The sequence below is a fragment of the Neisseria sp. P0017.S009 genome (assembly GCF_051957375.1).
Classification (GTDB): Bacteria; Pseudomonadota; Gammaproteobacteria; order Burkholderiales; family Neisseriaceae; genus Neisseria; species Neisseria perflava.
The window spans coordinates 147,944-174,851 of sequence record NZ_JBQCWL010000001.1 but is presented as its reverse complement, the minus strand read 5'-3'; the positions used below and the strand labels follow the sequence as shown (position 1 = coordinate 174,851).

Annotated in this window: 26 protein-coding genes; 14 read left to right on the top strand and 12 right to left on the bottom strand. The window is 48.0% G+C overall.

Annotation, left to right across the window (positions count from 1 at the left end; genetic code table 11):
* Nucleotides 1-27: 27 nt before the first annotated feature.
* On the bottom strand, nucleotides 28-687 hold the full coding sequence (gene cmk, locus ACTHTG_RS00810) for a (d)CMP kinase (RefSeq protein WP_004519781.1): 660 nt from the start codon (nucleotides 685-687) through the stop codon (nucleotides 28-30).
* Nucleotides 688-903: 216 nt separating this feature from the next.
* On the opposite strand from cmk, the gene ruvB reads away from it, so the two are divergent.
* From ruvB to ACTHTG_RS00775, 7 genes are all read left to right on the top strand, one after another.
* Nucleotides 904-1,935, top strand: a complete 1,032-nt coding sequence (ruvB, locus tag ACTHTG_RS00805) for a Holliday junction branch migration DNA helicase RuvB (RefSeq protein WP_039862144.1) — start codon at nucleotides 904-906, stop codon at nucleotides 1,933-1,935.
* Nucleotides 1,936-2,057: 122 nt separating this feature from the next.
* Complete coding sequence (locus ACTHTG_RS00800; protein WP_049336595.1) at nucleotides 2,058-3,965, top strand: ATP-binding cassette domain-containing protein; 1,908 nt, start codon at nucleotides 2,058-2,060, stop codon at nucleotides 3,963-3,965.
* A gap of 90 nt (nucleotides 3,966-4,055) precedes the next feature.
* Nucleotides 4,056-4,487 carry a type II toxin-antitoxin system RatA family toxin gene (locus ACTHTG_RS00795; RefSeq protein ID WP_003683270.1) on the top strand — a complete coding sequence of 144 codons (432 nt, stop codon included), beginning with the start codon at nucleotides 4,056-4,058 and terminating at the stop codon, nucleotides 4,485-4,487.
* A complete protein-coding gene (locus tag ACTHTG_RS00790; RefSeq protein WP_004519778.1) occupies nucleotides 4,480-4,752 on the top strand; it encodes an RnfH family protein in 273 nt (90 codons plus the stop codon). The genes ACTHTG_RS00795 and ACTHTG_RS00790 overlap by 8 nt, the downstream gene beginning before the upstream one ends.
* A gap of 54 nt (nucleotides 4,753-4,806) precedes the next feature.
* Nucleotides 4,807-5,385 (top strand): aminoacyl-tRNA hydrolase, encoded by a 579-nt coding sequence (pth, locus tag ACTHTG_RS00785; protein ID WP_003683307.1) that lies wholly within the window; start codon nucleotides 4,807-4,809, stop codon nucleotides 5,383-5,385.
* Between the two features lie 107 nt (nucleotides 5,386-5,492).
* Nucleotides 5,493-5,702, top strand: coding sequence for a hypothetical protein (locus ACTHTG_RS00780; RefSeq protein ID WP_039862142.1), 210 nt, complete (start codon nucleotides 5,493-5,495; stop codon nucleotides 5,700-5,702).
* On the top strand, nucleotides 5,699-6,067 hold the full coding sequence (locus tag ACTHTG_RS00775) for a VanZ family protein (protein ID WP_004519776.1): 369 nt from the start codon (nucleotides 5,699-5,701) through the stop codon (nucleotides 6,065-6,067). The genes ACTHTG_RS00780 and ACTHTG_RS00775 overlap by 4 nt, the downstream gene beginning before the upstream one ends.
* Before the next feature lie 111 nt (nucleotides 6,068-6,178).
* Here the strand turns inward: ACTHTG_RS00775 and ACTHTG_RS00770 are convergent, their stop codons facing one another.
* From ACTHTG_RS00770 to dapA, 7 genes are all read right to left on the bottom strand, one after another.
* Nucleotides 6,179-6,769, bottom strand: coding sequence for an opacity family porin (locus tag ACTHTG_RS00770; protein WP_049336597.1), 591 nt, complete (start codon nucleotides 6,767-6,769; stop codon nucleotides 6,179-6,181).
* A gap of 135 nt (nucleotides 6,770-6,904) precedes the next feature.
* Nucleotides 6,905-8,080, bottom strand: coding sequence for a radical SAM family heme chaperone HemW (hemW, locus tag ACTHTG_RS00765; RefSeq protein ID WP_004519774.1), 1,176 nt, complete (start codon nucleotides 8,078-8,080; stop codon nucleotides 6,905-6,907).
* Nucleotides 8,081-8,176: 96 nt separating this feature from the next.
* Nucleotides 8,177-8,539: a hypothetical protein gene (locus ACTHTG_RS00760; RefSeq protein WP_004519773.1), complete on the bottom strand. Its 363-nt coding sequence runs from the start codon at nucleotides 8,537-8,539 to the stop codon at nucleotides 8,177-8,179.
* Between the two features lie 53 nt (nucleotides 8,540-8,592).
* Complete coding sequence (rdgB, locus tag ACTHTG_RS00755) at nucleotides 8,593-9,186, bottom strand: RdgB/HAM1 family non-canonical purine NTP pyrophosphatase (RefSeq protein ID WP_004519772.1); 594 nt, start codon at nucleotides 9,184-9,186, stop codon at nucleotides 8,593-8,595.
* 9 nt (nucleotides 9,187-9,195) lie between these two features.
* Complete coding sequence (locus ACTHTG_RS00750; RefSeq protein WP_039862168.1) at nucleotides 9,196-9,426, bottom strand: NGO_0222 family membrane protein; 231 nt, start codon at nucleotides 9,424-9,426, stop codon at nucleotides 9,196-9,198.
* A 122-nt stretch (nucleotides 9,427-9,548) separates the two neighbouring features.
* Nucleotides 9,549-10,634, bottom strand: a complete 1,086-nt coding sequence (gene bamC / locus ACTHTG_RS00745; RefSeq protein ID WP_371444233.1) for an outer membrane protein assembly factor BamC — start codon at nucleotides 10,632-10,634, stop codon at nucleotides 9,549-9,551.
* Nucleotides 10,635-10,761: 127 nt separating this feature from the next.
* Complete coding sequence (gene dapA / locus ACTHTG_RS00740; protein ID WP_004519769.1) at nucleotides 10,762-11,637, bottom strand: 4-hydroxy-tetrahydrodipicolinate synthase; 876 nt, start codon at nucleotides 11,635-11,637, stop codon at nucleotides 10,762-10,764.
* A gap of 336 nt (nucleotides 11,638-11,973) precedes the next feature.
* Here dapA and ACTHTG_RS00735 point away from each other — a divergent pair, with 336 nt between their 5' ends.
* The 4 genes from ACTHTG_RS00735 to nrdD all read left to right on the top strand — a co-directional run bounded on the left by ACTHTG_RS00735 (nucleotide 11,974) and on the right by nrdD (nucleotide 17,321).
* Nucleotides 11,974-13,365, top strand: coding sequence for a nucleobase:cation symporter-2 family protein (locus ACTHTG_RS00735; RefSeq protein ID WP_004519768.1), 1,392 nt, complete (start codon nucleotides 11,974-11,976; stop codon nucleotides 13,363-13,365).
* Between the two features lie 116 nt (nucleotides 13,366-13,481).
* Nucleotides 13,482-14,624 (top strand): THUMP domain-containing class I SAM-dependent RNA methyltransferase, encoded by a 1,143-nt coding sequence (locus ACTHTG_RS00730; protein WP_004519767.1) that lies wholly within the window; start codon nucleotides 13,482-13,484, stop codon nucleotides 14,622-14,624.
* A 288-nt stretch (nucleotides 14,625-14,912) separates the two neighbouring features.
* Nucleotides 14,913-15,422, top strand: a complete 510-nt coding sequence (gene nrdG, locus ACTHTG_RS00725) for an anaerobic ribonucleoside-triphosphate reductase activating protein (protein WP_004519765.1) — start codon at nucleotides 14,913-14,915, stop codon at nucleotides 15,420-15,422.
* 117 nt (nucleotides 15,423-15,539) lie between these two features.
* Entirely contained in the window at nucleotides 15,540-17,321 is a 1,782-nt protein-coding gene (gene nrdD, locus ACTHTG_RS00720) for an anaerobic ribonucleoside-triphosphate reductase (protein ID WP_440360429.1), read from the top strand.
* Nucleotides 17,322-17,532: 211 nt separating this feature from the next.
* On the opposite strand, the gene ACTHTG_RS00715 is transcribed toward nrdD, so the two are convergent.
* Nucleotides 17,533-18,063 carry an REP-associated tyrosine transposase gene (locus ACTHTG_RS00715; protein WP_107810491.1) on the bottom strand — a complete coding sequence of 177 codons (531 nt, stop codon included), beginning with the start codon at nucleotides 18,061-18,063 and terminating at the stop codon, nucleotides 17,533-17,535.
* Nucleotides 18,064-18,107: 44 nt separating this feature from the next.
* On the opposite strand from ACTHTG_RS00715, the gene ACTHTG_RS00710 reads away from it, so the two are divergent.
* Complete coding sequence (locus tag ACTHTG_RS00710) at nucleotides 18,108-18,278, top strand: hypothetical protein (protein ID WP_440360428.1); 171 nt, start codon at nucleotides 18,108-18,110, stop codon at nucleotides 18,276-18,278.
* Between the two features lie 70 nt (nucleotides 18,279-18,348).
* Here ACTHTG_RS00710 and ACTHTG_RS00705 read toward each other — a convergent pair whose 3' ends face one another.
* The 3 genes from ACTHTG_RS00705 to rfbD all read right to left on the bottom strand — a co-directional run bounded on the left by ACTHTG_RS00705 (nucleotide 18,349) and on the right by rfbD (nucleotide 23,781).
* On the bottom strand, nucleotides 18,349-19,260 hold the full coding sequence (locus ACTHTG_RS00705) for a Kiwa anti-phage protein KwaB-like domain-containing protein (RefSeq protein ID WP_315039221.1): 912 nt from the start codon (nucleotides 19,258-19,260) through the stop codon (nucleotides 18,349-18,351).
* A gap of 660 nt (nucleotides 19,261-19,920) precedes the next feature.
* Nucleotides 19,921-22,767, bottom strand: coding sequence for an excinuclease ABC subunit UvrA (gene uvrA, locus ACTHTG_RS00700; RefSeq protein WP_440360427.1), 2,847 nt, complete (start codon nucleotides 22,765-22,767; stop codon nucleotides 19,921-19,923).
* A gap of 150 nt (nucleotides 22,768-22,917) precedes the next feature.
* A complete protein-coding gene (gene rfbD / locus ACTHTG_RS00695) occupies nucleotides 22,918-23,781 on the bottom strand; it encodes a dTDP-4-dehydrorhamnose reductase (protein WP_070460814.1) in 864 nt (287 codons plus the stop codon).
* A 445-nt stretch (nucleotides 23,782-24,226) separates the two neighbouring features.
* Between rfbD and ACTHTG_RS00690 the strand changes: the two genes are divergently transcribed.
* Together ACTHTG_RS00690 and ACTHTG_RS00685 are read left to right on the top strand one after the other, a co-directional pair.
* On the top strand, nucleotides 24,227-25,678 hold the full coding sequence (locus ACTHTG_RS00690) for a calcium-binding protein (protein ID WP_440360426.1): 1,452 nt from the start codon (nucleotides 24,227-24,229) through the stop codon (nucleotides 25,676-25,678).
* 163 nt (nucleotides 25,679-25,841) lie between these two features.
* Nucleotides 25,842-26,705, top strand: a complete 864-nt coding sequence (locus ACTHTG_RS00685; protein ID WP_070460812.1) for a phosphoribosylaminoimidazolesuccinocarboxamide synthase — start codon at nucleotides 25,842-25,844, stop codon at nucleotides 26,703-26,705.
* Nucleotides 26,706-26,908: the final 203 nt, after the last annotated feature.

Genomic DNA, 26,908 nt, shown 5'->3' with positions numbered 1-26,908 from the left:
GAAAACTTCGCGATTATACTCCAAATTTTAAACTTTATGATACCAATCAAGCACTTTTTTTACAGCTTCTTCGATAGAAAGGTTATCAGTATCTAAAAGCAGGGCATCGGGCAGCTGTTTCAACGGAGCAACAGGGCGGCGGCGGTCTGCTTCGTCGCGCGCTTCAATGTCCGACAAAATACGCTCGAATGCAACGCCTTCGCATGGGATACCGAGTTGTTTGGCACGACGTTGGGCGCGGACATTGGCACTTGCGGTCAGGAAAATTTTTAATGCGGCATCAGGGAAAATAACCGAGCCGATATCGCGGCCGTCGGCGACCAAGCCTTTTTCGGTTAGGAAGTCGCGTTGGCGTTGCAAAAGGGCAGTACGCACTTTAGGCAACTGCGCGACGGCAGATGCGCCCATGCCAATCGCTTCGGTACGGATTTGCTCGGATACATCATCGCCGTTTAATAATACAACGCTGCCTTCAAATTGTGCGGGCAAGGTTTCTGCCAGTGTGCTGACGGCATCTTCATCTGTCCAAGCGACATTTTGTTTTTGTGCATAAAGCGCAGTCAGGCGGTAAAGCGCACCGGAGTCGAGGTAAAGAAAACCCAAGGCTTCGGCTACGCGTGAGGCAACCGTCCCTTTACCGGATGCGCTGGGACCGTCGATGGCGATGACTTTTTGCTTGAGGCTCATGTGTTCTCCTGAATGCGATAGGTATTTGAATTAACCGTTTATTATACGTTGCTTTGGCCGTCTGAAAACGAAAATTTTTGTGTGATTTAGATTTGAGGGGAAAGTGGCTCGGCCTTATCGGGTATAATGGCCAAAATCATAATTTAACCGCTTTATCTGATTGTTCGGGCCATCTGAAATAACGGGTCGGGAATGGTCTTAGAATTTAGAAACATTATGTTACAAACCGATAATCTTACTTCTGCACAACCTCAGCGCATTATCACTGCTCAAAATATTTCCGCTCAGGAAGAATTGCTTGAACGCGCTTTACGTCCGAAAACTTTAGACGACTATATCGGACAGGATAAAGCAAAAGAGCAGTTGGCTATTTTTATTCAGGCAGCGAAAAAACGTGGCGAAGCGCTTGACCACACTTTGCTGTTTGGTCCTCCGGGTTTGGGCAAAACTACTTTGGCACACATTATCGCCAAAGAGTTAGGCGTTAATTTGCGCCAAACCAGCGGCCCGGTTTTGGAACGTGCCGGCGACCTTGCAGCCTTGTTGACCAACCTCGAGCCGCATGATGTGCTGTTTATTGATGAAATCCACCGCTTAAGCCCTGTGGTTGAAGAAATCCTTTATCCTGCGCTTGAAGATTATCAGTTGGACATCATGATAGGCGAGGGGCCGGCCGCGCGTTCGGTCAAAATCGATTTGCCGCCGTTTACATTGGTAGGCGCGACGACCCGTGCCGGTATGCTGACCAATCCTTTGCGCGACCGTTTCGGTATCGTGTCCCGATTAGAGTTTTATCAGAATAAAGATTTGGCGACTATTGTTGCTCGTTCTGCCCAGTTGTTGCAGTTGGATATGGGCGACGAGGGTGCGATGGAAGTGGCCAAGCGCAGCCGCGGTACGCCGCGTATTGCCAACCGCCTTTTGCGACGTGTACGCGATTATGCCGATGTGAAAAACAACGGCGTCATTGATGCGGAAATTGCCGATGCTGCCTTGAGTATGCTGGATGTGGACGGTCAGGGTTTGGATGTGATGGACAGGAAATTCCTTGAGGCGATTCTGCACAAGTTCAGCGGCGGTCCTGTCGGTTTGGAAAACGTGGCTGCTGCGATTGGCGAATCAACCGATACCATCGAAGATGTGATTGAACCATATCTGATTCAGCAGGGCTTTTTGCAGCGTACACCGCGCGGACGCGTAGCAACCGAACGAGCCTATCTGCATTTCGGTTTGAAGGTTCAAGAATAATAATGAAGGCCGTCTGAAAACTGCTTTCAGACGGCCTGATACTTTCAATTTCATATGATTGTCGGCAAATATCTGCCGATAATCGGTTAAAATGTCCCTCTTTTCTTTTTTGAAGTTTCCCCATGAATATCTTATCCGTAGAAAATGCTTCTTTTGCCGTCGGCCATGTCGCCTTGCTCGACAAAACTTCTTTTCAACTCGACAGCGGCGAGAAAATCGGTTTAATCGGCCGCAACGGTGCGGGTAAGTCTTCGTTTTTAAAAATTCTCGCCGGTGTGCAAAAGCTCGACGATGGGCAGATTATTGTTCAAAACAACCTCAAAATCGTTTATGTACCGCAGGAATCCTTTTTTGATAAGGACGCAACCGTATTTGATACCGTTGCCGAAGGATTGGGAGAAATTCGCAATTTATTGCGCCGTTATCATCATGTCAGCCATGAGTTGGAAAATGGTTCGAGTGAGGCTTTATTGAAAGAACTCAACGAATTACAACTCGAAATTGAAGCGAAGGACGGCTGGAAGCTGGATGCGGCAGTCAAGCAGACTTTGGGGGAACTCGGTTTGCCGGAAAACGAAAAAATCGGCAACCTATCCGGCGGTCAGAAAAAGCGTGTCGCTTTGGCGCAGGCTTGGGTGCAAAAGCCCGACGTATTGCTGCTGGACGAGCCGACCAACCATTTGGATATTGACGCAATTATTTGGCTGGAAAATCTGCTTAAAGCGTTTGAAGGCAGCTTGGTCGTGATTACCCACGACCGCCGTTTTCTGGACAACATCGCCACGCGCATCGTCGAACTAGACCGCGGCATTCTGCGCTCCTATCCTGGCTCGTTCTCCAAATACAGCGAGAAAAAAGCGCAAGAGTTGGCGGTTGAAGCAGAACACAACCGCCTCTTCGACAAATTTCATGCTCAGGAAGAAGCGTGGATACGTAAAGGCATCGAAGCGCGCCGTACCCGTAATGAAGGCCGCGTGCGCCGTTTGGAAGAACTGCGCCGCCAGCGCGCCGAACGCCGCAACGTACAAGGGCAGGTTAACTTTAAGCTCGACAGCGGCGAAAAAAGCGGCAAAATCATCGCCGAGCTGGAACACGCTTCGTTTGCCTATGGTGACAAAGTCATCATGGACAAATTCTCCGCCATCTTGCAGCGCGGCGACAAAATCGGCTTAATCGGTCCAAACGGCATCGGCAAAACCACCTTCCTCAAGCTGATTTTGGGCGAATTGCAGCCGACCTACGGCAGAATCCGTATCGGCAGTAAACAGGAAGTTGCTTATTTCGACCAGTTCCGCAGCGCGTTGAATGAAAACGACACTGTGTTTTACACGCTCGGACAGGGCAACGATTACGTTGAAGTCGGTGGTAAGAAAAAGCATGTGATGAGCTATTTGGAAGATTTCCTGTTCCATCCAGCTCGCGCACAAAGTCCCGTCTCATCGCTTTCCGGCGGTGAACGCAACCGCCTCCTGCTGGCAAAACTCTTCACCCGCCCCGCCAATATCCTGGTCTTGGACGAACCGACCAACGACTTGGACATTGATACCCAAGAGCTGCTTGAAGACCTACTGCGCGATTATCAAGGCACGGTATTCCTTGTCTCGCATGACCGTATGTTCTTGGATAATGTGATTACCCAAAGCATTGTTTTCGAAGGACAAGGCCGTCTGAAAGAATACATCGGCGGCTATCAGGACTATATCGACGCAAAATCGCGGGAAGAGAAAATTCAGACGGCCTCTGCGCCTAAAGCGGCTGCCGAGCCTGAAAAAATCAAACCTAAAGCCAACCGCACGGTCAAACTTTCCTACAAAGAACAGCGTGAACTCGATGCCCTGCCTGATGAAATCGCCGCTTTGGAAACCGAGCAGGCTGAAATCAATACCCAGCTTTCCGATCCTGAAATTTTCAAAGATTACGAAAAAGCAGGTGCATTGCAAAGCAGGGCTGAAGAAATCGAGATGTCGCTTTTGGAAAAGCTGGAACGCTGGGAATGGCTGGAAGCGAAACAAAATGGAGAAGCGGTTTAAATTGGGAGTTTTGTCCCAAAGTAGGGCAGATATTTTTCTAAATCATGCCGTCTGAACCCCGAATATTCAAAAACAAGGTCTACAACCAACATGAAAAAAGTCGAGAAAAACGTATTGGTGCTGCATAGCGCTAAGGAAATGTTTGAGCTGGTGGACAAAGTTGAGGACTATCCAAAATTTTTGCCGTGGTACAGCAAGACCGAAGTCATCGAACGTAAAGGCAATGAGCTAAAAGCGCGCCTGTTTATGGACTATATGCGCGTCAAGCAGTCATTTGCGACGCACAACCACAATATCCCGGGGCAGGAAATCCGCATGGATTTGCTCGAAGGGCCGTTTAAAACCCTGCGCGGCACTTGGAAATTTATCGACTTGGGCGATGATATGTGCAAAGTCGAATTCAGATTAGAATACGATTTCTCCAATGCCGTACTCTCTGCCATGATTTCCCCGGTATTCGGCCATCTCGCCGGCACGCTGGTGGATGCTTTTATTAAAGAGGCCGACCGCCGCTATGCTTGAGATTGAAATTGTTTACGGACTGGCCGATAGGCAAGTGTTGAAGGGTATGACCGTTGCCGAAGGAACAACCGTACGCGAAGCTGCCCGACAAAGCGGTTTGGAGATAGAGTTTCCGGAATTGGATTTACAGCAAGCGCCTTTGGGTATTTTCGGCAAGGCTGTGAAAGACGAAACAGCGTTGCGCGATGGCGATCGGATTGAGGTTTATCGCCCATTGTTGATTGATCCGAAAGAAGCGCGACGTAAACGCGCTGGGCAAGAATAAATCAAAGGCCGTCTGAAACTTTTTCAGACGGCCTGTCAAACTGAAAGAACAGTAATGAGCTTGAAAATTAAATTAATTGTCGGTTTGGGCAATCCAGGCCAAGAATACGAACAAACGCGCCACAATGTCGGCTTTTGGCTGTTGGACGAACTGGCATGGAAATGGAAAGTCAATTTTAAAGACGAAAAGAAATTTTACGGCGAAGTAGCGCGCGCCACTACGCCTGATGGTGATGTTTGGCTGCTCAAACCCATGACCTTTATGAACCGCTCCGGTCAGGCAGTAGCCGCTTTGGCTCAGTTTTACAAAATCAAGCCGGAGGAAATCTTGGTGGTTCATGACGAGCTGGATATTCCATGCGGCCGTATCAAATTCAAACTTGGCGGCGGCAACGGCGGACACAACGGCCTCAAAGACATTCAGGCTCGCTTGGGTACGCCTAATTTCTACCGCCTGCGCTTGGGTATTGATCATCCGGGCGACCGTAATCTGGTTGTCGGTTATGTGTTGAATAAACCGTCGGCGGAACACAGACAGCAAATTGATGATTCCATCGCCAAATCCCTGCAAGGATTGCCGGCCGTGTTGAATGGCGAATGGGAAGAAGCAACACGTTTTTTACACAGTAAGTAGCGTACCCAAACCAAACCAAACGGGCAGCCTTGCACATCATGTTCAGACGGCCTGAAAACAGGCAGTGTGATCTGACTAGTGATAAACGAATCAAAGAAACAGTAAATATGAACGAACTGACCAGTCTTATGCAGACCGAAGCCCCAGGCATTGTTGGCGAAACATTAGACTTCTGCCTTTACGAATGCAGTATTGAAGATGCCCCGGATGCAGAAGAAGTGGCACAATGGCGTGATATTTTGAAGGCGCGGGGTGGGAAATTTGTCCGCTTGGCAGATATCTGCCAAACATGGTTGGATGAAGAGGCCGATAAATGAAAGCCTTGCCGTTAAACAAATTTACTGTCGCTGCCTTGATTTGGTTTGCCGCCGCCATTTATGCCTTACTTTTCAAAGAGGGCGGCAATAGCGCTCCACCATTCCCTCATTTTGATAAAGTCGGCCATTTCGGGCTGTTCTTCGGTCAGGCATGGTTGTGTGCAAAAATATTTATTCAAGACAATAGGACTATTCCCTATAAAGGCATTCTGTTTGCCGCTTTATTGTTTGCCATAGGAAGCGAGCTGGCTCAGGCATTTCTGACTGCTACGCGCCAAGGTTCGATCGCGGACGGCATTGCCGATATGGCAGGTACGGCTGCGGCACTGTGGTTTGCAGAAAAAATAAAAGCAGCAAAAAGTTAGACATATTTAAAAAACTTAAAGGCCGTCTGAAATCCTGAGAAATAGGTTTCAAACGGCCTTTTGTTACTTGATGTATGAAGCGATCGTTGCTTTATACCAAATATTTAAAAATTAGAATTTTACGCGTACACCGGCAGATACTTCGTGGGATTGAATTTTGGTCTCTTCAAAATTGCCCCAATAGTTGTAGCGATAGCCAGCATCTAAAGCAACATTAGGCGTTACTTCGTAGCTTACACCAGCCAATGCACCAATACCCATTTTGGTTTTTCGTGAATGTTCTGTATAGTGAAAACCAGGGTCGGCTTCATCAGAATTTAATGAAACGCGATTAATACCTAAACGAGCACCAACGTAGGGCTTAACAGGTGTATTAGTATTGAAGTCATAGATTGCTGAAACGCCAATACTTTGAAATTTCAGTTTGTAATATAAGTGACTGTCATCCTCGTATTCACCTCTTTCAATAGATTTATGATGTGTATAGTCTGCTGCAACACGGAAGTCACCAAAATCATAACCAGCAGATAGACGAGGGCTAAAGCCTTTTGCTTTATCAGAGAATTCCTCTTCACCAGAGTTGTCTTTAATCTTAACAGTAGAATAACCAGCATCAGCTTGAACATAAAAACCTTTGGTTGCATCAGCCAATGCAAATGTAGGCAGGGAAAGAGCAATCAGTGTTACCAGAACTTTTTTCATTGTTTTGTCCTTAATGTAGGATTAGGAGTAGTGGATAATCGCCGGGGTTGGTCGTTCCCAACAATTATTCAGATTGTATTTTCTTGTCGTAAATTAAGCAAATCTAAAAATGTTTTAACTGTTGTAAAAAAGCACTTATAAAAAACACTGTAACAAGTCGTTTAAGAACAAACGGCCTTGCTCGGTCGGGCGGAACACGGTCGGATCTGATTCAAGCAGGCCTTTTTGTCTGGCGGTTTCGATTTGAGCCATGATTTTTGCAGTGGGGACGCCGGTACGTTCCTGCAACATTGCAGCAGGTACGCCATCGGTCAGGCGCAGGGCGTTCATCATGAACTCGAATGGAAGGTCTTCGGAAGCAACGGTTTTGTGCTCAACTGCTTCATGCGGATTGCCCTGCATAGCGGCAAGATAGTCGTTGGGATGGCGACGGCGGACAGTTCGCTCGATACGGTCGGGATAGGAAATTTTGCCGTGTGCGCCTGCACCTATGCCTAAGTAATCGCCAAACTGCCAGTAGTTCAAATTATGGCGGCACTGCATACCAGGTTTTGCAAAAGCCGATGTTTCGTAGTGGATAAAGCCTGCGCTTTCTAATGCACCGTGTACAGCATCTTCAATATCCAACGCCGCTTCATCTTGCGGTAATCCTTTTGGCGGCGTATGACCGAAAGGCGTGTTCGGTTCCATTGTCAGATGATATGCGCTGATATGCGATACGCCTGTTGCAATAGCGGTTTGCACATCGTTTAGGGCCGTCTGAACCGTTTGGTTTGGCAGGGCATACATCAAATCAATATTGACTTTATCAAATAATTTCAATGCAGTATCAATGGCTGTCAGTGCTTCTTTGCCGTTGTGAACGCGTCCCAATCGAGCAAGCATATCGTCGTTAAAACTTTGTACGCCGATAGACAGGCGCGTAATACCTGCGTCTTTAAATCCTTGAAACTTCTCAATTTCAAATGTGCCGGGGTTCGCTTCTAAAGTAATTTCCGCTTCGGGTTGCAAGCGCAACAGCGAACGCACGCCACTTAACAAACGGTCAATTGATTCCGCTTGAAACAGGCTGGGTGTGCCGCCGCCGAAGAATATCGTTTCTATCGGTCTGCCCCAAATATTGGGTAACTCAAGCTGCAAGTCGGTTAATAGGGCATCGATATAGGCTTCTTCCGGCAGGCCGTTTTTCAGGCTGTGGGAATTGAAGTCGCAATATGGACATTTTTTGATGCACCAAGGAATATGGATATAGAGTGATAAAGGAGGCAGGGCGGTTAGCTGGCCGGGGCGTTGGAAAGTGATTTGGGTCATGGTATGTGTTGAGGCTCAAGGCCATCTGAAATTTTTAGGCCGTTATTTTAACTGAAATGTCGGCCGGGAAAGTAATCAGTAGGAAATTTGCGCAGTCTAAGCGCTCAAAAAAGCTTCAATTTCTTCTTCTGATAATTTGGAATTGCAGACAAATTTTATTTTGCCTTGTGAGATGTTGAGTAATGCGGGAACAGTTTTGATGCCGTGTTGTTCACGAAAAGTCTTTAAAGCTGCTTTGTTGCTGCTGTCTGTAAAGCGGATAGTAAGCTGCTTGTTTAAGGAAACGGTAAATAGTTTTGCAACAAAACGGCGACAGTATGAACAGCTTGGTTTGCCTAAAAAGACGATAGCAGTTTCTTGACTATCAATGAGTTGCAGAAGTTCGTCAGGTGTGGTTGGGATGAAGGCAGCGACGTGTTTTGCAAAGGCTGCCAATTCTTCAGGCGAGGGTTTGGGCATGGGAATGAATGTGAGGTAGGCCGTCTGAAGGTTTCAGACGGCCTGTTATTGATTTATAAGGATTCGATTTTTCTTAACAATTCACGCAAAGCTTGGGCGCGGTGGCTTTCGGCATTTTTGATTTCAGGATCAAGCTCGGCAGCGGTGCAACCGTGTTCGGCCAGATAGAAATGCGGGTCGTAGCCGAAGCCGTTTGTGCCGGCTGCTTCTGCCTGCCATTGTCCGCGCCAGATGCCTTCGGCGATAATGGGTTGCGGGTCGTTTTCGTGGCGGACGAGGACGAGTACGCAGACGTAGTAGCAGCTTTTATCGTCTTTATCGGCAAGATCGGCAGAGAGTTTGGCGTTGTTTGCGGCATCGGATTTAGGGTTTTCGCCTGCATAACGTGCGGAGAAAATGCCGGGTGCGCCGTTTAAGGCGTTGGTGCAGATGCCGGAGTCGTCGGCAAGTGCCGGTAAGCCGCTGTATTTGGCGGCATGACGTGCTTTAGCCAGGGCATTTTCAACAAAGGTATGGTACGGTTCGGGACATTCGGGCGTATTGAACTGCGATTGCGGCAGGACTTCGATGTTTAAGTCGGCAAAGAGGCGGGAAAATTCTTTGAGTTTGCCTGCGTTGCCACTGGCAAGGACGATTTTTTCAAACATGGTTTTTCCTTAATGGTTTTCGGTTTGCTGCATACGAGCAATTTGTGCGCGTGCTTTGTGGCGGATGTAAAGGGCAAGGCTGCCGATTTGGGCAAAAACGGCGGCAAAGGCAAACAGAAAGGTGGCAACGGCAAATTGTTTGCTGTGAATGCTTAGAAGATAAGCGCCCAACAGAATCAGTACGATAAACATCAGGGTAAACAGGGCGGTCAGGAGCAGATAGGCTTTTTGTCGGGTCATGGCAGCTTGGGTAAGGGGGAAAAATGTTCTGATTATAACGTCAGATTGGGAATTTGAAACCATGCCGGATTCGTTAAAAAGGCCGTCTGAATATTTCAGACGGCCTTAATTTGAATAACTGATTAACGCAATTCTGTGTGCAGGCGGCTCAACAATGTGGAGGCATCGCTGCCTTTGTATGGGCTGCCGTCTTTGTTCAACAGATGGAGGCGTGCGCCATTGTTGATAGGCTCAACATACACGATGATTTCAGGGTACGTTTTTGGCGCTTCTGCTTTGCCTTTGCCAAATACGCGTTTGAACAGGCCCGGTTTTTTATTGGCAACTGCTTCGCCTTCGGTTGGCGCTTGTTGAACCAAGAAGGCGCGGCGTTCGGCATTTTGACCGATAACAGTCAGGCCGATGCGGTCAAGCGCAAGGGCGGTACGGCGCCAGTTGCGGCCGTAATCGCCTGCCAGCAACAGAGTGCCATTGTCCACACGCGCCAATTCAGAAGCATTGCTGCGGGCGGCAACGCTTTGGGTCAGAGCTTGTTCGGCTTGCTGACCGTCAACGCCCAAATATTGCATAAAGCGGGCGAGGAATGCGGCTTCGAGGTTAGGGTCGCTCTCGCTTGGCTGCCACATCGTAGTGTCTTTTTTACGGTCGGCATAAACTTCTTTCATGCCTTTGTGGGCGAAGAAGATGTCGGTCGAACCGTTTTTACCTTGTTCGATGCGGATGATGAACTTGTCGCGTTCGCTGGTAGAGTAGATGCCGCCCAAGCCGACTTTATCCAGCAGACGGCGCAGGCTGTCTTGAGGGATTTTGGCTCGGTTTTCAGCCCACTCGGTTTCCATTTGGCCGATGGCCGGTTCTTCAGATTTGATGTCGAAACCGTTTTCTTGCCAGAACACTTTCAGCAAAGGCCAAATTTCGCGAGGCGATTTGCCTTCGACAACCAACCAGCGTTGGTTGCCGTCACGCTCAAGGCGTACGCCTTTAACGGATTTCAAGACTTCTGCATTTGCAGGCTGCTGTACGGCTTGGGTGCGGCGTTTGTTGAAATCGCTGGCGCGGACGGCGCCGCTGCCTGCCGGTAATTGATAGAGGTTGCCTTGGTCTGGGTTGTTCAAATCAGGTGGTACTTCCAGTTTGACTAGGCGGTGAGATTGACTTTGATAGTCGAGTTTGGGTTGTTCTTTTTTGCTGCCGGAACAGGCAGTCATGCTAATCAGGGCGAGGGCTACTACGATGGGTTTAATATAGGTCATCTTGTTTTCCTGTGGATGGAGTTCTTAACAGGGAGGCCGTCTGAAAAAGGGTGTTTGGGATTCAGACGGCCTTATTTCCGGATCAGATTTGTCCTGATTTTTCCAGAGCGGCTCGGACTTTGGCTTGACCGGCTTCGGTCAGTGCTACCAAAGGCAGGCGAACATGGGGTTCGCATTTGCCCAATAAGCTCAGGCCCCATTTGGGCGCGGCCGGGCTGGGCTCGCAGAACATGGTGTTATAAATTGGGATAAGTTGCTCGTTTAGACGACGGGCGGTCGCAATATCGCCCTCAAGGGCGGCTCGGCACATATCGGCAAAGAGTTTCGGTGCAACGTTGGCTGCAACGGTTACCACGCCATGACCGCCACACAGCATGAAAGGCAGGCCGGTAGGGTCATCGCCGGAGAATACTGCAAAACCTTCAGGAACGCTGTTGATCAATTCGATGTTGTTACCGATATTGCCGCTGGCTTCTTTCACGCCGACGATATTCGGAATCTCGGCCAAACGCAAAATAGTGTCGTTGCTCATGCTGACGACGGTACGGCCGGGAACATTATAGATAACCATCGGAATCGAAGTGGCTTCGGCGATGGCTTTGAAATGTTGGTAAATGCCTTCTTGCGAAGGTTTGTTGTAGTAGGGAACAACAGATAAGGTGTAGTCCGCACCGGCTTGCTCGGCGGCTTTGGAAAGGGCGATGGCTTCGACAGTATTGTTGGCGCCTGTACCGGCGATAACGGGAACGCGCTTGTTGACGTGTTTGACAGTGGCTTCAATAACGGCCAAATGTTCTTCGACAGGCAGGGTGGCTGACTCGCCGGTGGTGCCGACTGCGACGATACCGTCGGTGCCGTTTTCAATGTGCCAGTCGATTAAGTCGTGAAGTTGTTCGTAGTTGATGCTGCCGTCTTGATTCATCGGAGTAATCAGGGCAACCAGACTGCCTTTTAACATACGGAAACCTTTAATTTTATGGTGTGGGTGAATTATGCAGTGGATTGTAGCTTACTTTGTTGTTTGTGTGAAACATATCCGCTATGAGGCTTTGCTGTTTAATGGTGACTTGTCATTATCTTAATGAATAATACATTTTTAAATCATTGGTTTGTTTGTTTTTAGGTAGAAAAATGATGTCAAGAATTAAAATGTGTTAAGGCGGTTTGAGGCCGTCTGAAAACGGCTGGGCGGAACTTTCAGACGGCCTGATGGTTTTGAATTTGCTGATACATTTCAAATTGGTTAAAATACGCATCTTAATATTTTTTAACGATTCTTGAGAGAAGGTTCAACATGGCCGGAATGACTGAAAAACAGGCGGAATCGCTTGATTTGGTTTATGGTTTGGAAGACAAGCCGCCGTTTGGGAATGCGTTGTTGAGTGCGGTTACGCACCTTCTGGCGATTTTTGTCCCGATGATTACTCCGGCATTGATTGTCGGCGGGGCGTTGGAGCTGCCGGTTGAAATGACGGCTTATTTGGTGTCGATGGCGATGGTGGCTTCAGGTGTCGGCACTTATTTGCAGGTTAACCGTTTCGGGCCGGTCGGTTCGGGTATGTTGTCGATTCAGTCGGTCAACTTCTCTTTTGTTACCGTGATGATTGCGCTCGGTACCGGTATGAAAGAGGGCGGCTTGACTAAAGATGTGATGATTTCAACGCTCTTGGGCGTGTCCTTTGTTGGCGCGTTTTTGGTGTGCTTCTCCGCTTGGCTTTTGCCTTATCTGAAAAAAGTGATTACGCCGACTGTAAGCGGCGTGGTCGTCATGTTGATCGGCTTGAGCTTGGTGCATGTCGGCATTACTGACTTTGGCGGCGGCTTCGGTGCGAAAGCAGACGGTACGTTCGGTTCGATGGAAAACTTAGGTCTGGCATCGCTGGTGTTGCTGATTGTATTGGTTTTCAACTGCTTGAAAAACCCATTGCTGCGTATGAGCGGCATCGCGGTGGGTTTGATTGTCGGTTATATTGTTGCGCTGTTTTTGGGCAAAGTAGATTTTTCCGCCCTGCAAAACCTGCCGCTGATTACCCTGCCTGTTCCGTTTAAATATGGTTTCGCATTTGATTGGCACGCGTTTATCGTTGCCGGTGCGATTTTCCTGTTGAGCGTATTTGAAGCAGTGGGCGATTTGACGGCGACTGCGATGGTCTCCGAGCAGCCGATTGAGGGTGAGGAATACACCAAACGTCTGCGCGGTGGCGTATTGGCAGATGGTTTGGTTTCTGTAATTGCGACTGCGTTGGGCTCTTTGCCTTTAACCACGTTTGCGCAAAATAACGGCGTGATTCAAATGACCGGCGTGGCTTCGCGTCATGTGGGCAAATATATTGCGGCGATTTTGGTATTGTTGGGTTTGTTCCCCGTCATCGGCCGCGCGTTTACTACGATTCCGAGTCCTGTTTTGGGTGGCGCGATGGTGTTGATGTTTGGCCTGATTGCGATTGCCGGCGTGCGGATTTTGGTCAGCCACGGTATTCGCCGTCGTGAAGCAGTTATCGCGGCGACTTCTGTCGGTTTGGGTTTGGGCGTGGCATTTGAGCCGGAAGTGTTCAAAAACCTGCCGGTATTGTTCCAAAACTCAATTTCCGCAGGCGGTATTATGGCAGTATTGTTGAACTTGGTTTTGCCGGAGGATAAAACCGATAAAGCGGTTAAGGTGGAAACCGATAGTTTGGAGCACTAAGCAAGCTTTATTCAAAGGCCGTCTGAAGTTTCAGACGGCCTTTTGGTTTTCGGCTATAATATTGTTTTTATTTGTTATCCGAGTGGTTCGGATAGCCCTACCCGGAAAGGTTTTATATGACGGTTTATTCACTTTTTATCACTTGTCCTCGCGGTTTGGAAGCGCCTTTGACGCAAGAACTCGAAAGCATGGCATGTCAGGATATACGTGCTGTTGACGGCGGTGTGGCATGTAAAGGCACGATGGAGCAGGTGTATTGCATCAACCTGCATTCGCGCGTTGCCAGCCGTGTTTTACTGCGTTTGACTAAAGGCGGTTATCGCAACGAACACGATATCTACAAACTCGCACGAAATCTGCATTGGACGGGTTGGTTTAAGCTGGAGCAGACCTTTAAAGTCAAAGTCGAAGGCAAGCGCGCCAATGTGAAAAGCTTGGATTTTGTCGGTTTGAAAATCAAAGATGCCGTCTGCGATGCATTCCGCGATATTTATGATGCGCGTCCGAGCGTGGGTAAAATCAACCCCGATATCCGCATTCATGCCTTTATCGATGAGCGCAACGTGGAAATCTTTATCGATACTTCCGGCGAAGCACTCTTCAAACGCGGCTATCGTCAGGATACCGGCGAAGCGCCATTGAGAGAGAACTTGGCGGCAGGTTTGCTGCTTTTGGCAGGCTATGACGGTACGCAGCCTTTCCAAGACCCGTTTTGCGGCAGTGGCACGATTGCCATTGAGGCAGCATGGATTGCGACACACCGTGCGCCGGGCTTGATGCGTCGTTTCGGTTTTGAAAAACTGCAAAACTTCGACAAAGAAAAATGGCAAGCCCTGCGCCGTGAGGCTGAAAAACAAATCAAACCGGCCGCCGCGCCAATTTCCGGCAGCGACAACGACCGTTATATGATTCGTGCCGCATTGGCCAATGCCCAAGCCGCCGAAGTGGATAATTTCATCCGCTTTGACGTGCAAGATGCGCAGGCTGCGCGACCGAACGGCGAACACGGCATTATGATTTCCAATCCGCCTTATGGCGTGCGCCTTGCGGAGGTTCAGGCTTTGCAGGCGCTTTATCCGCAACTGGGCACATGGTTGAAACAACACTACGCAGGCTGGCTGGTTGGAATGTTTACCGGCGATCGCGATATGCCGAAATTTATGCGCCTTTCTCCGAAGCGTAAAATTCCGCTGTTTAATGGTAACTTGGATTGCCGATTGTTTTTGATGGATATGGTTAAAGGCTCGAATCGGGGGTAAAACCTGAAATTAAGGCCGTCTGAAAGATGATTTCAGACGGCCTTTTTTTGATTTGTTAAAACCGTCTTTGTTATAACGGAGTTTGCTTTTCTTTTTTTATATTAATGCACTGAAATTGTTTTCAGACGGCCTTTATCAAGGGAGCCGTGTAGATGTAATTATTGAAATTTACAATCTATCAAATTATAAAAACCTATTACAAAATAAAGATGGATTGTTAAATAAAATACCATATCTAGTAGTATTGTGTTTTAATTCACACCATATCTTGTGTTTTATGGCATTGCAATGAGCGGTTTGAAATTCACAATCGAGCAAATTGTATGGCAGGAAGTGCCGGGCGAAGTATCGTTGGCGTTTCTGTTTTCAGGCTGTCCGTTGCGTTGCAAAGGCTGTCACAGTGCCGATACATGGAAAGAGGGCATCGGCACGGAATTGACCGAGGATTATTTGAAAGGCCGTCTGAAACGCTATCGCGGATTAATCAGCTGCGTGTTGTTTATGGGCGGAGAATGGCAGCCGGAAGCTTTGCAGAAAATGCTGGCTATTGTTGCCGAGGAAGGTTTGAAAGCCTGTTTGTACACCGGCCTGGAGCGTGAAGAGCTGGAGGCGGTTTCAGACGGCATCCTGCCTTATCTGACGTATCTGAAAACCGGCCGCTGGCAGATGGAGCTGGGCGGCTTGGACAGCCCGACCACCAATCAGAAGTTTATTGATTTGCGTACGGGCGAAGTGTTGAACCGATTGTTTATCAAAGACAAACCTACGCCTAAAGTTTTTCCAGTGGCTTCAATTTAGCTTAATGCTGTATTGCACTGATTTAAATTGAATTTATTGTATTCGCTGACAGCGATGTTTCAGACGGCCTGACCGTCATTGCTTGATAAATCATCCAAACCATACAGGAGAATTAACATGATTCGGCTGCATCCCGAACAGTTAAACGGAAAACTACAATTCATGCGCGACTACATCAGCGCGCAAAACGCGGCGGACGGCTCGAAAATGGACGCCAACGCCAACGTAACGCAAAAAAACATCGCCACGATGGAAGCGGAAATCATGAAAGACTTTTTCGTGCAGATTAACCGCGCCCAAGTGTCGCGCAAGATCGCCGAAATTTTCGACCAATCTGTTGCCGCCGAATACATCCGCCAGATTGAGGCGCATGAGATTTATGTGCACGACGAAACCAGCCTCAAGCCTTATTGTGTGTCGGTTACGCTGTATCCCTTCCTGCTCGACGGCTTAAGCAAACTCGGCGGAGAATCCAAGGCGCCGCAGCATCTGGCTTCGTTTTGCGGTTCGTTTATCAACCTAGTGTTTGCCATCAGCGCGCAGTTTGCCGGCGCGGTGGCGACAGTGGAATTTCTGACTTATTTCGACTACTTCGCCCGCAAAGACTACGGCGACGATTATTTGGAAACCCACGGCAAAGAAATCGCCAACCATATGCAGCAGGTGGTGTACAGCATCAACCAGCCTGCCGCCGCACGCGGTTATCAAAGCGTATTCTGGAATATTTCCGTTTACGATCAATACTATTTTGACGCGATGTTCGGCGATTTCGTCTTCCCCGATTTCAGCAAACCGGTTTGGCCGAGCGTGGCGAAGCTGCAAAACTTCTTCCTTAAATGGTTTAATCAAGAGCGCACCAAAGCCGTTTTGACCTTCCCCGTCGTGACCGCTGCGATGCTGACCGACGGCGGCAAATGCAAAGACACCGTGTTCGCCGACGAAATGGCGAAAGAATTGGCGGAAGGCAATTCCTTCTTCGTCTATCTTTCCGACAACCCCGACTCCTTGGCTTCCTGCTGCCGCCTGCGTAACGCCATCGAAGACCGAACCTTCAGCTACACCCTCGGCGCGGGCGGCGTGGCGACCGGTTCCATCAACGTCATCACCATCAATATGAACCGATTGGAACAAGACGGGCGCGACCTTGCCGCCGAAGTGGCCAAAATCCACAAATACCAATACGCCTACCGCAAACTTATGGAAGAATACCAAGCCGCCGGAATGCTGCCCGTTTATGATGCAGGCTTCATTACGTTGGACAAACAGTTCCTCACCATCGGCATCAACGGCATGGCGGAAGCCGCCGAATCGCAAGGCATCAAAGTCGGTTACAACGACGACTACATCAACTTCGTCCAAGGCCGTCTGAAAACCATATTTGAAGCCAACCAAGCCGCTAGCAAGCATTACGGCGTGAAGTTCAACACCGAGTTTGTCCCCGCCGAAAACCTCGGCGTGAAAAACGCCAAATGGGACAAAGCCGACGGTTACAAAGTCAGCCGCGAATGCTACAACTCCTATTTCTACGTCGTCGAAGACGAAGAAATCAACGCGCTCGACAAATTCCTGCTGCACGGCAAAGAACTGGTGGACTGGCTCGACGGCGGCTCCGCGCTGCACCTGAACCTAGACGAAGCCCTGCCCGAATCCGGCTACCGCTCGCTGCTGGACATCGCCGCGCAAACCGGCTGCAACTACTTCTGCGTGAACGTGCGCATCACCATCTGCAACGAATGCGGCCACATCGACAAACGCACCCTGCACGCCTGTTCTGCTTGCGGCAGCCACGATATTGACTACGGCACTCGAGTGATCGGTTATCTGAAGCGCGTATCCGCCTTCTCAAGCGGTCGTCGCAAAGAGCACGCACTCAGACATTATCACCGTAAAGCGGCGTAATCATTGAAAAAAGGATTACTTAAAAAAGCAAAGGCCGTCTGAAATTTCAGACGGCCTTTAGTATTAGTATGTTTAGATAGACTGACTCTTTCAATGATATGATTTTAATTAAACAACAATGCTTGATACTTTAATATTTTGAAGTTCCGTCTGATTCGCAGGTAGGGTGTGTGGCGCAGCCACGCACGCGGTCGGTAGTTTTTTATAGCATTCACTCTCCGAAACTCATTACCGCTGTTTCTTTTGTGCCACCCCAATCTAACGGCAGCCATCCGTCCCTCACATAACGGTGAAACGACGAAAACGGCCAATCGCGGACATTGGCGCACAATCCATGTTTGACGGGATTGAAATGGATGTAGTCCGCGCAACGTTGCAAATCCGTTTCGTCGCGCACGGTGTGCTCATAAAAACGCCGTTGCCAAATACCGCGTTCGTGCCGCCGCTGTTTGCTGGCAGACAGGTTTTCGGCACGAGGGAAGTGTGTGGAGAATTTGGTTTTAATCAGCCGCCAGCGCAGGGAATAATCCGCATCATCGGGCGGCAGCGTCCAAATGGCGTGAATATGGTTCGGCAGTACGCATACGGCGACGGTTTCAAAGGGATATTGTTTTTGCACATCCATATAGGCCGCACGCAATAAACCGATATGTTCAATAAGCAGGCGCGCTTTGGGATCGGCGAGTTTGACGGTGAAAAAGAATGTACCGCCGGCAATGAAGTTTCTGCGATAACGCGCCATAGGATTTTTGTTTGTGGTTTGGATGTTGGAGAAGGAATGATTTGTTGTTTAAGGTTTTAACTTTGTTGAAACTGACGTTTTCAGACGACATTGGAGGCCGTCTGAAAGCGCTAGCTTCAACGAAGTTAAAAGTTGAAACGGCAAACCGTCAATCAAGCAACCGCGTGCGTGCGTACCGCACACACCCTACGCGTTGGTTTTTAAGTTCCGAGTAATTCATAGGTAGGGTGTGTGCGGTACGCACGCACGCGGTCAGTTGGGTATGCAGGCTACGGCTTGCTTTTTTCAAACAACTTCCGTATCTGGGACATCATATATTGTTTCAGTAATTTCACTTAATAATCTATGATCTAATAATATTTGTATTATTGTTTTAACAGTTTCGCTGCATATTATAAGTTTGCCACCATCATCAAAATTTAGACCAAAATCTCTATTTGAACTAATTTCTTGTACTTTTTCTAAGAAATTAGGTTTTGAATATAATGCCTTATCTTGTATAACTGTCATCCTGCGTAATTGTATCGAATTACTACCAACATAATTTTTTAAAGGTTCAATATCAACAAAAATATCTATGAATGATGGATCTATTAATAAGCTATCAAAATTCCTTTGGTAGCTTTTTTTATCTGAAGTTGTACTTTCATATGCACGCTTCGATTTTATAAAAATGACCTCATTAATGCAGTAAAAATCAAAATAGTCATCAAAAGAGAAGGTTTCTTCAGGTGTTGCGGATAATTCTCCATTTTGGAAAATAGCATTAATAAAAGAATTACGAATTTTAGGTTTCCATGTTGGAGCAGTTTTTCTAATTGCATAAACCACTTGGCTATCAAATTGAAATTTAACTAAATAACCAATAGCTCCTTTCAGATGCTTTAGTTTAGCATCAATATTCTCAGTCGCGGGCTGGTTAACTACATTTAATAATGCAGTCAAGCCTTCACTTTCTGATAAAGAGTGAGTTAGACAACTATTTTCATTATTTTGAGATAATGGTTGATAAGAAAGATGTTCTGTTGTCAATGTTACATCTTTACTTGCTGCATCTCGAAAAAGCTGTTCTATGGCAGGATCAGTTTTCACATGCCATCCACGGAATTTAGCAGATGATTGACTCTTCTTAAATACCCATAATTGAACATTAGATTCTTGATAGTTAAATGATTTCCATAGGTCAAACTCAGTCATTCTCATTGTCTCCTTTTATTACATAAATACTTTGAATTTTCTCACAAGAATAAATTTTATTGGAAGTTAATTTAATTTTGCTTAATATTTTAGTAGAGATATTATGTTTATCTATGCAGATATTAGCATCATATAAATTCCATCCAAAAATTAATAGTATTGGATTCATAATAATTTGCTGAGACTTATAAGTAAGTAAAAACAACCATGCAAGAAAAATAATCAAACCAACTATTTTCCCAATTGACTCATAATCAACTCCCATAAAAGAAACTATATATGGAAAACTATAATTAATCAGCTCTGTTGGAATTGGTTTGGCTTCTCTAATTTTAATTTGATATACATACTTGACTTTTTAAATATAGAAAAAGTCAATATAAGGCATCCCCCTGTAATCATGAATATTAGCAGAGAAGTCCAAGGATTGTGAAATTCAGGTAAATGACATTTATCTAAATTAATGCATATATTCGAGTCCCAAGAAGATATTTTAATGTCTTGAATTGCTAAAATAATTGCTAAAGGAAAATAGGAACCTAGAAAAACTAGTAATGCCGGTATTAGTTTAAACTGCATTATCTTCTCCTTTATTTCTTATTAACTATAGAGATACCCAATGACGAATTGAATGTGATTTTTTGATATTCTATGTTTTAACTATAAGCTATTTTTCAAATACTTCCCAGTATAACTTCCCTTAACCTTAGCAACAATCTCAGGGCTGCCTTCCGCAATAATCCTCCCCCCGCCATCGCCGCCTTCAGGCCCTAAATCCACAATCCAATCCGCGGTTTTAATCACGTCCAAATTGTGCTCGATAATCACAATCGAGTTGCCTTTGCCTTTCAGACGACCTATGACTTCCAGCAGCAGGGCGATGTCGGCGAAGTGCAGGCCGGTGGTGGGTTCGTCGAGGATATAGAGCGTTCTGCCGGTGTCGCGTTTGGAGAGTTCCAAGGCGAGTTTGACGCGCTGGGCTTCGCCGCCGGAGAGGGTGGTGGCGGACTGGCCGAGGCGGATGTAGCCGAGGCCTACGTCCATCAGGGTTTGCAGTTTGCGCGATACGGTGGGGACGGCATCGAAAAATTCGCGGGCTTCTTCGACGGTCATGTCGAGGACTTGGCTGATGTTTTTGCCTTTGTATTGGATTTCGAGGGTTTCGCGGTTGTAGCGTTTGCCATGGCAGACTTCGCAGGGGACATACACGTCGGGCAGGAAGTGCATTTCGACTTTGATCACGCCGTCGCCTTGGCAGGCTTCGCAGCGACCGCCTTTGACGTTGAAGGAGAATCTGCCGACGTTGTAGCCGCGTTCGCGCGAGAGGGGTACGCCGGTGAAGAGTTCACGGATGGGGGTGAACAGGCCGGTGTAGGTGGCGGGGTTGGAGCGCGGGGTGCGGCCGATGGGGGATTGGTCGACGTTGATGACTTTGTCGAGGTGTTCGAGGCCCTGAATATCGTCGTATGGGGCGGGTTCTTCTTGGGCGCGGTTGAGTTCGCGGGCGGTGATTTTGGCGAGAGTGTCGTTAATCAGGGTGGATTTGCCGCTGCCGGATACGCCGGTGATGCAGGTAATCAACCCGAGCGGCAGTTCGAGGGTAACGTTTTTGAGGTTGTTACCGTGCGCGCCTTTGAGGACGAGCATTCGGTCGGGATTGACGGGCGTGCGTTCAGACGGCACAGCAATGGATTTTTTACCGCTGAGGTATTGTCCGGTAATGGATTGCTCGCATTTGGCGACGTTTTCGGGCGTGTCGGCAATCAGTACGTTGCCGCCGTGTTCGCCTGCGCCGGGGCCCATATCGACGACGAAATCGGCTTCGCGGATGGCGTCTTCGTCGTGTTCGACCACAATCACGCTGTTGCCCAAATCGCGCAGGCGTTTGAGGGTGGCGAGCAGGCGGTCGTTGTCGCGCTGGTGCAGACCGATAGAGGGTTCGTCCAATACGTACATCACGCCGGTCAGGCCGCTGCCGATTTGGCTGGCGAGGCGGATGCGCTGGGCTTCGCCGCCGGAAAGGGTTTCGGCGGAGCGGCTCAAGTTCAGGTAATCCAGCCCGACGTTAATCAGGAAGCCAAGGCGTTCGGTGATTTCTTTGAGGATTTTTTCGGCGATTTGTTTTTTGTTGCCGTCCAAATCCAGCGTTTCAAAAAATTGGTGGGTTTTGGTCAGCGGCCAGGCGGAGACTTCGTGCAATGGTTCGCCGCTGACGTAAACGTAGCGCGCTTCTTTGCGCAAACGTGCGCCGCCGCAGCTTGGGCAGGCACGGTGGTTTTGGTATTCGCGTAGTTTTTCGCGCACGGTTTCGCTGTCGGTTTCTCGGTAGCGGCGTTCGAGATTGGGGATGATGCCTTCGAAGGCGTGGCTGCGGTTGAAGGTGGTGCCGCGTTCGGACAGGTAAGTAAAATCAATGACTTCTTTGCCCGAGCCGTGCAAGACAACTTTTCTGACTTTTTCAGGCAGTGTTTCCCAAGCAGCCTGCACATCGAAACCATAATGCCGCGCCAGCGACTGAATCATTTGGAAATAGAACTGGTTGCGCTTGTCCCAGCCGTCAATCGCGCCTGCGGCTAAGGATAATTCGGGATGCGCGACCACTTTTTCAGGATCAAAGAAGTTGGTATTGCCCAAGCCGTCGCAAGTTGGGCAGGAGCCCATCGGGTTGTTGAAGGAAAACAGGCGCGGCTCTAATTCGGGCAGACTGTACGAACATACGGGGCAGGCAAAACGCGCGGAGAACCAATGCTCTTCGCCGCTGTCCATTTCCATCGCCAACGCGCGCTCGTTGCCGTGGCGTAGCGCGGTTTCAAAACTTTCTGCCAGCCGCTGCTTGATGTCCGCCTTCACTTTCACGCGGTCGATGACGACGTCGATGTTGTGTTTAATGTTTTTTTCCAGCTTCGGTACTTCGTCAAGCTGATAGACCTCGCCGTCCACGCGTACACGCGCAAAGCCTTGCGCCTGCAAGTCGGCAAAGAAATCGACAAACTCGCCCTTACGCTCACGCACCGCCGGCGCCAGAATCATCACGCGCGTGTCTTCCGGCAGCTTCAAGACGGCATCGACCATCTGAGATACGGTTTGGCTCGACAGCGGCAGCTTGTGTTCGGGGCAGTAGGGTGTGCCGACGCGTGCGTACAAAAGGCGCAAATAGTCGTGAATTTCCGTTACCGTGCCGACGGTGGAACGCGGGTTGTGGCTGGTGGATTTCTGCTCGATGGAAATTGCAGGCGACAAGCCTTCAATCAAATCGACATCGGGTTTGTCCATCATCTGTAAGAACTGACGGGCATAGGCGGAAAGGCTCTCAACATAACGGCGTTGGCCTTCGGCATATAAAGTATCAAACGCCAGCGACGATTTGCCGCTGCCTGACAATCCTGTTACCACCACGAGTTTGTGGCGCGGAATGTCCAAATCGACATTTTTTAAATTATGTGTACGCGCGCCGCGGATGCGGATGGTGTCATTATCGTGTGAATATTTGGGATGATGGTTGCACATATTGTCAGGCCGTCTGAAAAATAAAATAAACGGCTATTGTAGCACTTTTCAAATGACAGACTGGATAGATAAAGCATTTGATATAAAAGAAACAAAGAGGCCGTCTGAAAATATGTTTTCAGACGGCCTTGATATAGATGGATCAGCTTATCAGTCAATTTTGCGGAGAATTTCGCGCAGGGCTCTTTGCCAGTCGGACGGTTTGATACCAAACTCGGTCTCTAGGCGTGAGCAATCCATAATGCTGTATGCCGGACGCGGAGCGGGCAGGGGGTATTGTTCGGTGGTAATCGCGTTCAGTTCCGGAATGCGGAAGCTGTCGTCTAATTGGTGGGCCGTCTGAAAGATGGCTTTGGTAAATTCGTACCATGTTGCCGATTTGTTGCCACAGTAATGGAAGATGCCGCGTGGGGAAGTGGGCTGTTGCAGTAAACTGATGATGGCGTGAGCCAAGTCGCCTGCATAAGTCGGGCAGCCGGTTTGGTCGTGAACAATGGAGAGGGAATCACGTTCTTTGGCAAGGCGCAGCATGGTTTTGACGAAATTGCTGCCGTATTCGCTAAACAGCCATGAAGTACGGACGATTGTACTTTCCGGATGCGCGGCTAAAGCCAAAAGTTCGCCTGCTACTTTGGATTGACCGTAAGTGCTGCGCGGATTGGTATAGTCGGTTTCGCGGTAAGGGCGTTTGCCTTCGCCGTCGAATACATAATCAGTGGAAATATGGATAAAGCGGGCGTGTGCGGCGCGGGCGGCTGCGGCCAGGTTGTGAACAGCAGTTGCGTTGACGGCAAAAGCAGCCTCTGCGTTTTCTTCTGCTTTATCGACGGCAGTGTAAGCTGCGGCATTAACGATGGCATCTGGTTGGAAGTTTTTAATCATATGATGCACGGCTTCGGTATCGGTAATGTCCAGCGAAGTAGAGTCGGTAGCAATCAGTTCCCAATCTTCGGGCAGGCGGTCGCGCAGACAACGGGCAAGCTGACCTTTGGCTCCGGTCAATAAAGTACGCATGGTTGAGTATCTCCTCTGATAGCTGTTAAATAGGTATTCGTGTCATTATAGTGTAAATACGACAAATTCACATTATTGGCGTAGAACAAAATGCAGAGGCGGCTGTATTTGGGCAAATTATCGATATTATCTATCCATAATAATAACCATTTATTGGTATTATGTTTGTTTACTATAACTAGAGTTAAAGTTCAGCTTTTAATAAGATAGATAAAGGATCTATGCTGTTTGAGAGAATGTGAATCAATGTTAATGTTTTTATTGTTGCTAGGATAATGGAATTTAAAAACAGGCGAAACTCCGTCCTTTTATCGGCAAATTCTACCGTTTGATATTTTTGAGTAAATATTTTGCAAAATATTACTAAAATAATAATTGAGCAAGGGCGGAATTTGCTCGTTCCGTCAGCTCAATATCTTTATTAACTATTTTGGGAGTAATTATTATGGCATACTGTTACGGGGGGTATTATGCTAGACCCCTGGTTAGTTCTTACTGCGCTCCTGCGCCTAAGGCTTCCTTCTCATCTTACTACTGCGCTCCTGCAGCAAAATCTTCTGTTTCTATCGGCAGCATCGCTAGCATTGCCAGCGTCGGCGTGTCAGTAGTTAATGCGGTAACTGGTTTGGTTTCTGCTATTGCGGCTTTCTGCCCACCAGCAAAAACCACCGTTTACAAATGTGTTCCGGTTTGCCCACCTTACAACTGTGATCCAATCAAACCGACACCACCACAACCAAAACCACGACCTCAGCCTAAACCTCAACCTAAACCTGAGCCTAAACCTGAGCCACAACCAGAACCGCAACCAGAACCAAAACCTCAACCAAAACCTGAGCCTAAGCCAGAACCAAAACCTGAGCCTAAGCCAGAACCAAAACCTGAGCCTAAACCAGAACCAAAACCTGAGCCAAAACCTGAGCCTAAGCCAGAGCCAGACTGCAAAGACTGTGTTGACGATCATAACCAAAACAACTCATACGGTCACGAAGATAAAAACCCAGGTAATGTCATCCGTGCTGAAGACTGCAAAGACGGCAACGTTATCCGCGGTACTGATGCTAAAGATACCATTTATGGTACTGCTTGCGAAGACATCATCTACGGTGGCAACGGCACAGACGTAATCTACGCCGGTGCTGGTAACGACACCATTTACGGTGATGCCGACGGTGACTCTCTGTACGGTGAAGAAGGTAAAGACTACCTGCAAGGTGGTGCCGGTAACGACTACCTGAACGGTGGTTCAGGTGCTGACATCATGCGCGGTGGCGACGGTAACGATGTTTATTTCGTTGACAATGCCAACGACCAAGTTATCGAGTACGGCAATGCACAAGCCGGTATCGATACTGTTCGTACCGTTATTGACTACACCCTGACCGATCACGTTGAAAACCTGTTCTTGCAAGGTATGCAAAACCTGAACGGTACCGGTAACTCTTTGAACAACAACATCGAAGGTAACGGCGGCAACAACCATCTGTACGGTTTGGCCGGCGACGACTGCCTGGTTGGCAAAGACGGTAACGACTACCTCGACGGTGGTGTCGGCAACGACATCCTGATCGGTGGTACCGGTAACGACACTTACTTCTTCGACAAAGGTTACGGTCATGATACTATCCGTGAAGAAAGCGGTAATGACACCCTGTTGTTCGGTAAAGGCGTTGCAGCTTCTGACGTATTGCTGAGCAAATCAGGTGCTAATCTGACTGTTTCTGTCGGTACTAACGACAGCATCACCATCGACGACTGGTTCACTGGTAACAATCACAAAGTTGAAAACTTCAAGTTTGCTGACGGTAGCACTTACCAAGTAACCGGCCACGGCGACTACTACTCTCTGTCTGCTGTAAACCACATCCAAGATCAGACTCAAGTTTCTGTAATCTGATAGGATGGTGATTTTCAGGGTTTTTCTCTGAAATCAACGGATAAGGCCGTCTGAAACCAAAATATAAGGTTTCAGACGGCCTTTATTTTGTAAACAATCTGACGAAAAATTCCAAATTGGGCTAAAATACCGCATTCTTCTGTCTACTAAAGAGATACCTGAAATGTCTGAAATCAGCTTGAAAAAAATCTACTCCGGCAAAGTCCGCGATTTGTACGAAATTGACGATAAACGTATGCTGATGGTTGCTTCCGACCGTCTGTCTGCATTCGATGTGATTTTGGATGACCCGATTCCGGGTAAAGGGGAGATTCTGACGCAGATTTCCAATTTTTGGTTTAAAAAACTGGCTCATATCATGCCTAACCATTTTACCGGCCATACGGTTTACGATGTTTTGCCTGAAAACGAAGCTAAAGTTTTAGAGAAACGCGCCGTCGTGGCTAAAAAACTCACTCCGGTGAAAGTGGAGGCTATTGTGCGCGGTTATCTGGCAGGCAGCGGTTGGAAAGATTATCAAAAGACAGGCTCTGTTTGCGGTATTCAACTGCCCGAAGGTATGCAGGAAGCGCAACAGTTGCCCGAAGTGATTTTTACGCCATCGACCAAAGCCGCAGTTGGCGATCATGATGAAAACATCAGCTTTGAAGAATGCGAACGCATTATCGGAAAAGAATTGGCGGCGGAGGTGCGCGCCAAAGCGATTCAGCTTTATACAGAAGCGGCCGAATATGCGAAATCTCGCGGTATTATCATTTGCGATACCAAGTTTGAATTTGGTTTGGATGAAGAAGGTACGCTGACTTTGATGGACGAAGTATTAACGCCTGACTCCAGTCGTTTTTGGCCTGCAGACCAATACAAAGTCGGCACCAATCCGCCGTCTTTTGACAAACAATTTGTCCGCGACTGGCTGGAGCAAAGCGGTTGGAATAAAAAAGCGCCTGCGCCTAAAGTGCCTGCCGATGTGATTCAAAAAACAGTCGAAAAATATCAGGAAGCATTGACTTTGCTGACTCAGGATTGATTTTTAAGTTTGAAGGCCGTCTGAAAAGGATATGTTTCAGACGGCCTTTTTATTGTATAAATACTGGATTTTAAGGATGGTTGCCTTTATAATCGAGAGTTGTTTTCAGCGCCTTAAAGGCCGTCTGAAAGCTTGTTTATAACCTGCCGCACGGTCTGAAACCCTAACTATGCACATTCGGATTTTAGTGTGCATTATTAGTG

What these genes read in the sequence shown, in the direction of transcription:
- cmk (WP_004519781.1), bottom strand. Translation starts at nt 687, where the DNA reads ATGAGCCTCAAGCAAAAAGTCATCGCCATCGACGGTCCCAGCGCATCC.
- ruvB (WP_039862144.1), top strand. Translation starts at nt 904, where the DNA reads ATGTTACAAACCGATAATCTTACTTCTGCACAACCTCAGCGCATTATC.
- ACTHTG_RS00800 (WP_049336595.1), top strand. Translation starts at nt 2,058, where the DNA reads ATGAATATCTTATCCGTAGAAAATGCTTCTTTTGCCGTCGGCCATGTC.
- ACTHTG_RS00795 (WP_003683270.1), top strand. Translation starts at nt 4,056, where the DNA reads ATGAAAAAAGTCGAGAAAAACGTATTGGTGCTGCATAGCGCTAAGGAA.
- ACTHTG_RS00790 (WP_004519778.1), top strand. Translation starts at nt 4,480, where the DNA reads ATGCTTGAGATTGAAATTGTTTACGGACTGGCCGATAGGCAAGTGTTG.
- pth (WP_003683307.1), top strand. Translation starts at nt 4,807, where the DNA reads ATGAGCTTGAAAATTAAATTAATTGTCGGTTTGGGCAATCCAGGCCAA.
- ACTHTG_RS00780 (WP_039862142.1), top strand. Translation starts at nt 5,493, where the DNA reads ATGAACGAACTGACCAGTCTTATGCAGACCGAAGCCCCAGGCATTGTT.
- ACTHTG_RS00775 (WP_004519776.1), top strand. Translation starts at nt 5,699, where the DNA reads ATGAAAGCCTTGCCGTTAAACAAATTTACTGTCGCTGCCTTGATTTGG.
- ACTHTG_RS00770 (WP_049336597.1), bottom strand. Translation starts at nt 6,769, where the DNA reads ATGAAAAAAGTTCTGGTAACACTGATTGCTCTTTCCCTGCCTACATTT.
- hemW (WP_004519774.1), bottom strand. Translation starts at nt 8,080, where the DNA reads ATGACCCAAATCACTTTCCAACGCCCCGGCCAGCTAACCGCCCTGCCT.
- ACTHTG_RS00760 (WP_004519773.1), bottom strand. Translation starts at nt 8,539, where the DNA reads ATGCCCAAACCCTCGCCTGAAGAATTGGCAGCCTTTGCAAAACACGTC.
- rdgB (WP_004519772.1), bottom strand. Translation starts at nt 9,186, where the DNA reads ATGTTTGAAAAAATCGTCCTTGCCAGTGGCAACGCAGGCAAACTCAAA.
- ACTHTG_RS00750 (WP_039862168.1), bottom strand. Translation starts at nt 9,426, where the DNA reads ATGACCCGACAAAAAGCCTATCTGCTCCTGACCGCCCTGTTTACCCTG.
- bamC (WP_371444233.1), bottom strand. Translation starts at nt 10,634, where the DNA reads ATGACTGCCTGTTCCGGCAGCAAAAAAGAACAACCCAAACTCGACTAT.
- dapA (WP_004519769.1), bottom strand. Translation starts at nt 11,637, where the DNA reads ATGTTAAAAGGCAGTCTGGTTGCCCTGATTACTCCGATGAATCAAGAC.
- ACTHTG_RS00735 (WP_004519768.1), top strand. Translation starts at nt 11,974, where the DNA reads ATGGCCGGAATGACTGAAAAACAGGCGGAATCGCTTGATTTGGTTTAT.
- ACTHTG_RS00730 (WP_004519767.1), top strand. Translation starts at nt 13,482, where the DNA reads ATGACGGTTTATTCACTTTTTATCACTTGTCCTCGCGGTTTGGAAGCG.
- nrdG (WP_004519765.1), top strand. Translation starts at nt 14,913, where the DNA reads ATGAGCGGTTTGAAATTCACAATCGAGCAAATTGTATGGCAGGAAGTG.
- nrdD (WP_440360429.1), top strand. Translation starts at nt 15,540, where the DNA reads ATGATTCGGCTGCATCCCGAACAGTTAAACGGAAAACTACAATTCATG.
- ACTHTG_RS00715 (WP_107810491.1), bottom strand. Translation starts at nt 18,063, where the DNA reads ATGGCGCGTTATCGCAGAAACTTCATTGCCGGCGGTACATTCTTTTTC.
- ACTHTG_RS00705 (WP_315039221.1), bottom strand. Translation starts at nt 19,260, where the DNA reads ATGACTGAGTTTGACCTATGGAAATCATTTAACTATCAAGAATCTAAT.
- uvrA (WP_440360427.1), bottom strand. Translation starts at nt 22,767, where the DNA reads ATGTGCAACCATCATCCCAAATATTCACACGATAATGACACCATCCGC.
- rfbD (WP_070460814.1), bottom strand. Translation starts at nt 23,781, where the DNA reads ATGCGTACTTTATTGACCGGAGCCAAAGGTCAGCTTGCCCGTTGTCTG.
- ACTHTG_RS00690 (WP_440360426.1), top strand. Translation starts at nt 24,227, where the DNA reads ATGGCATACTGTTACGGGGGGTATTATGCTAGACCCCTGGTTAGTTCT.
- ACTHTG_RS00685 (WP_070460812.1), top strand. Translation starts at nt 25,842, where the DNA reads ATGTCTGAAATCAGCTTGAAAAAAATCTACTCCGGCAAAGTCCGCGAT.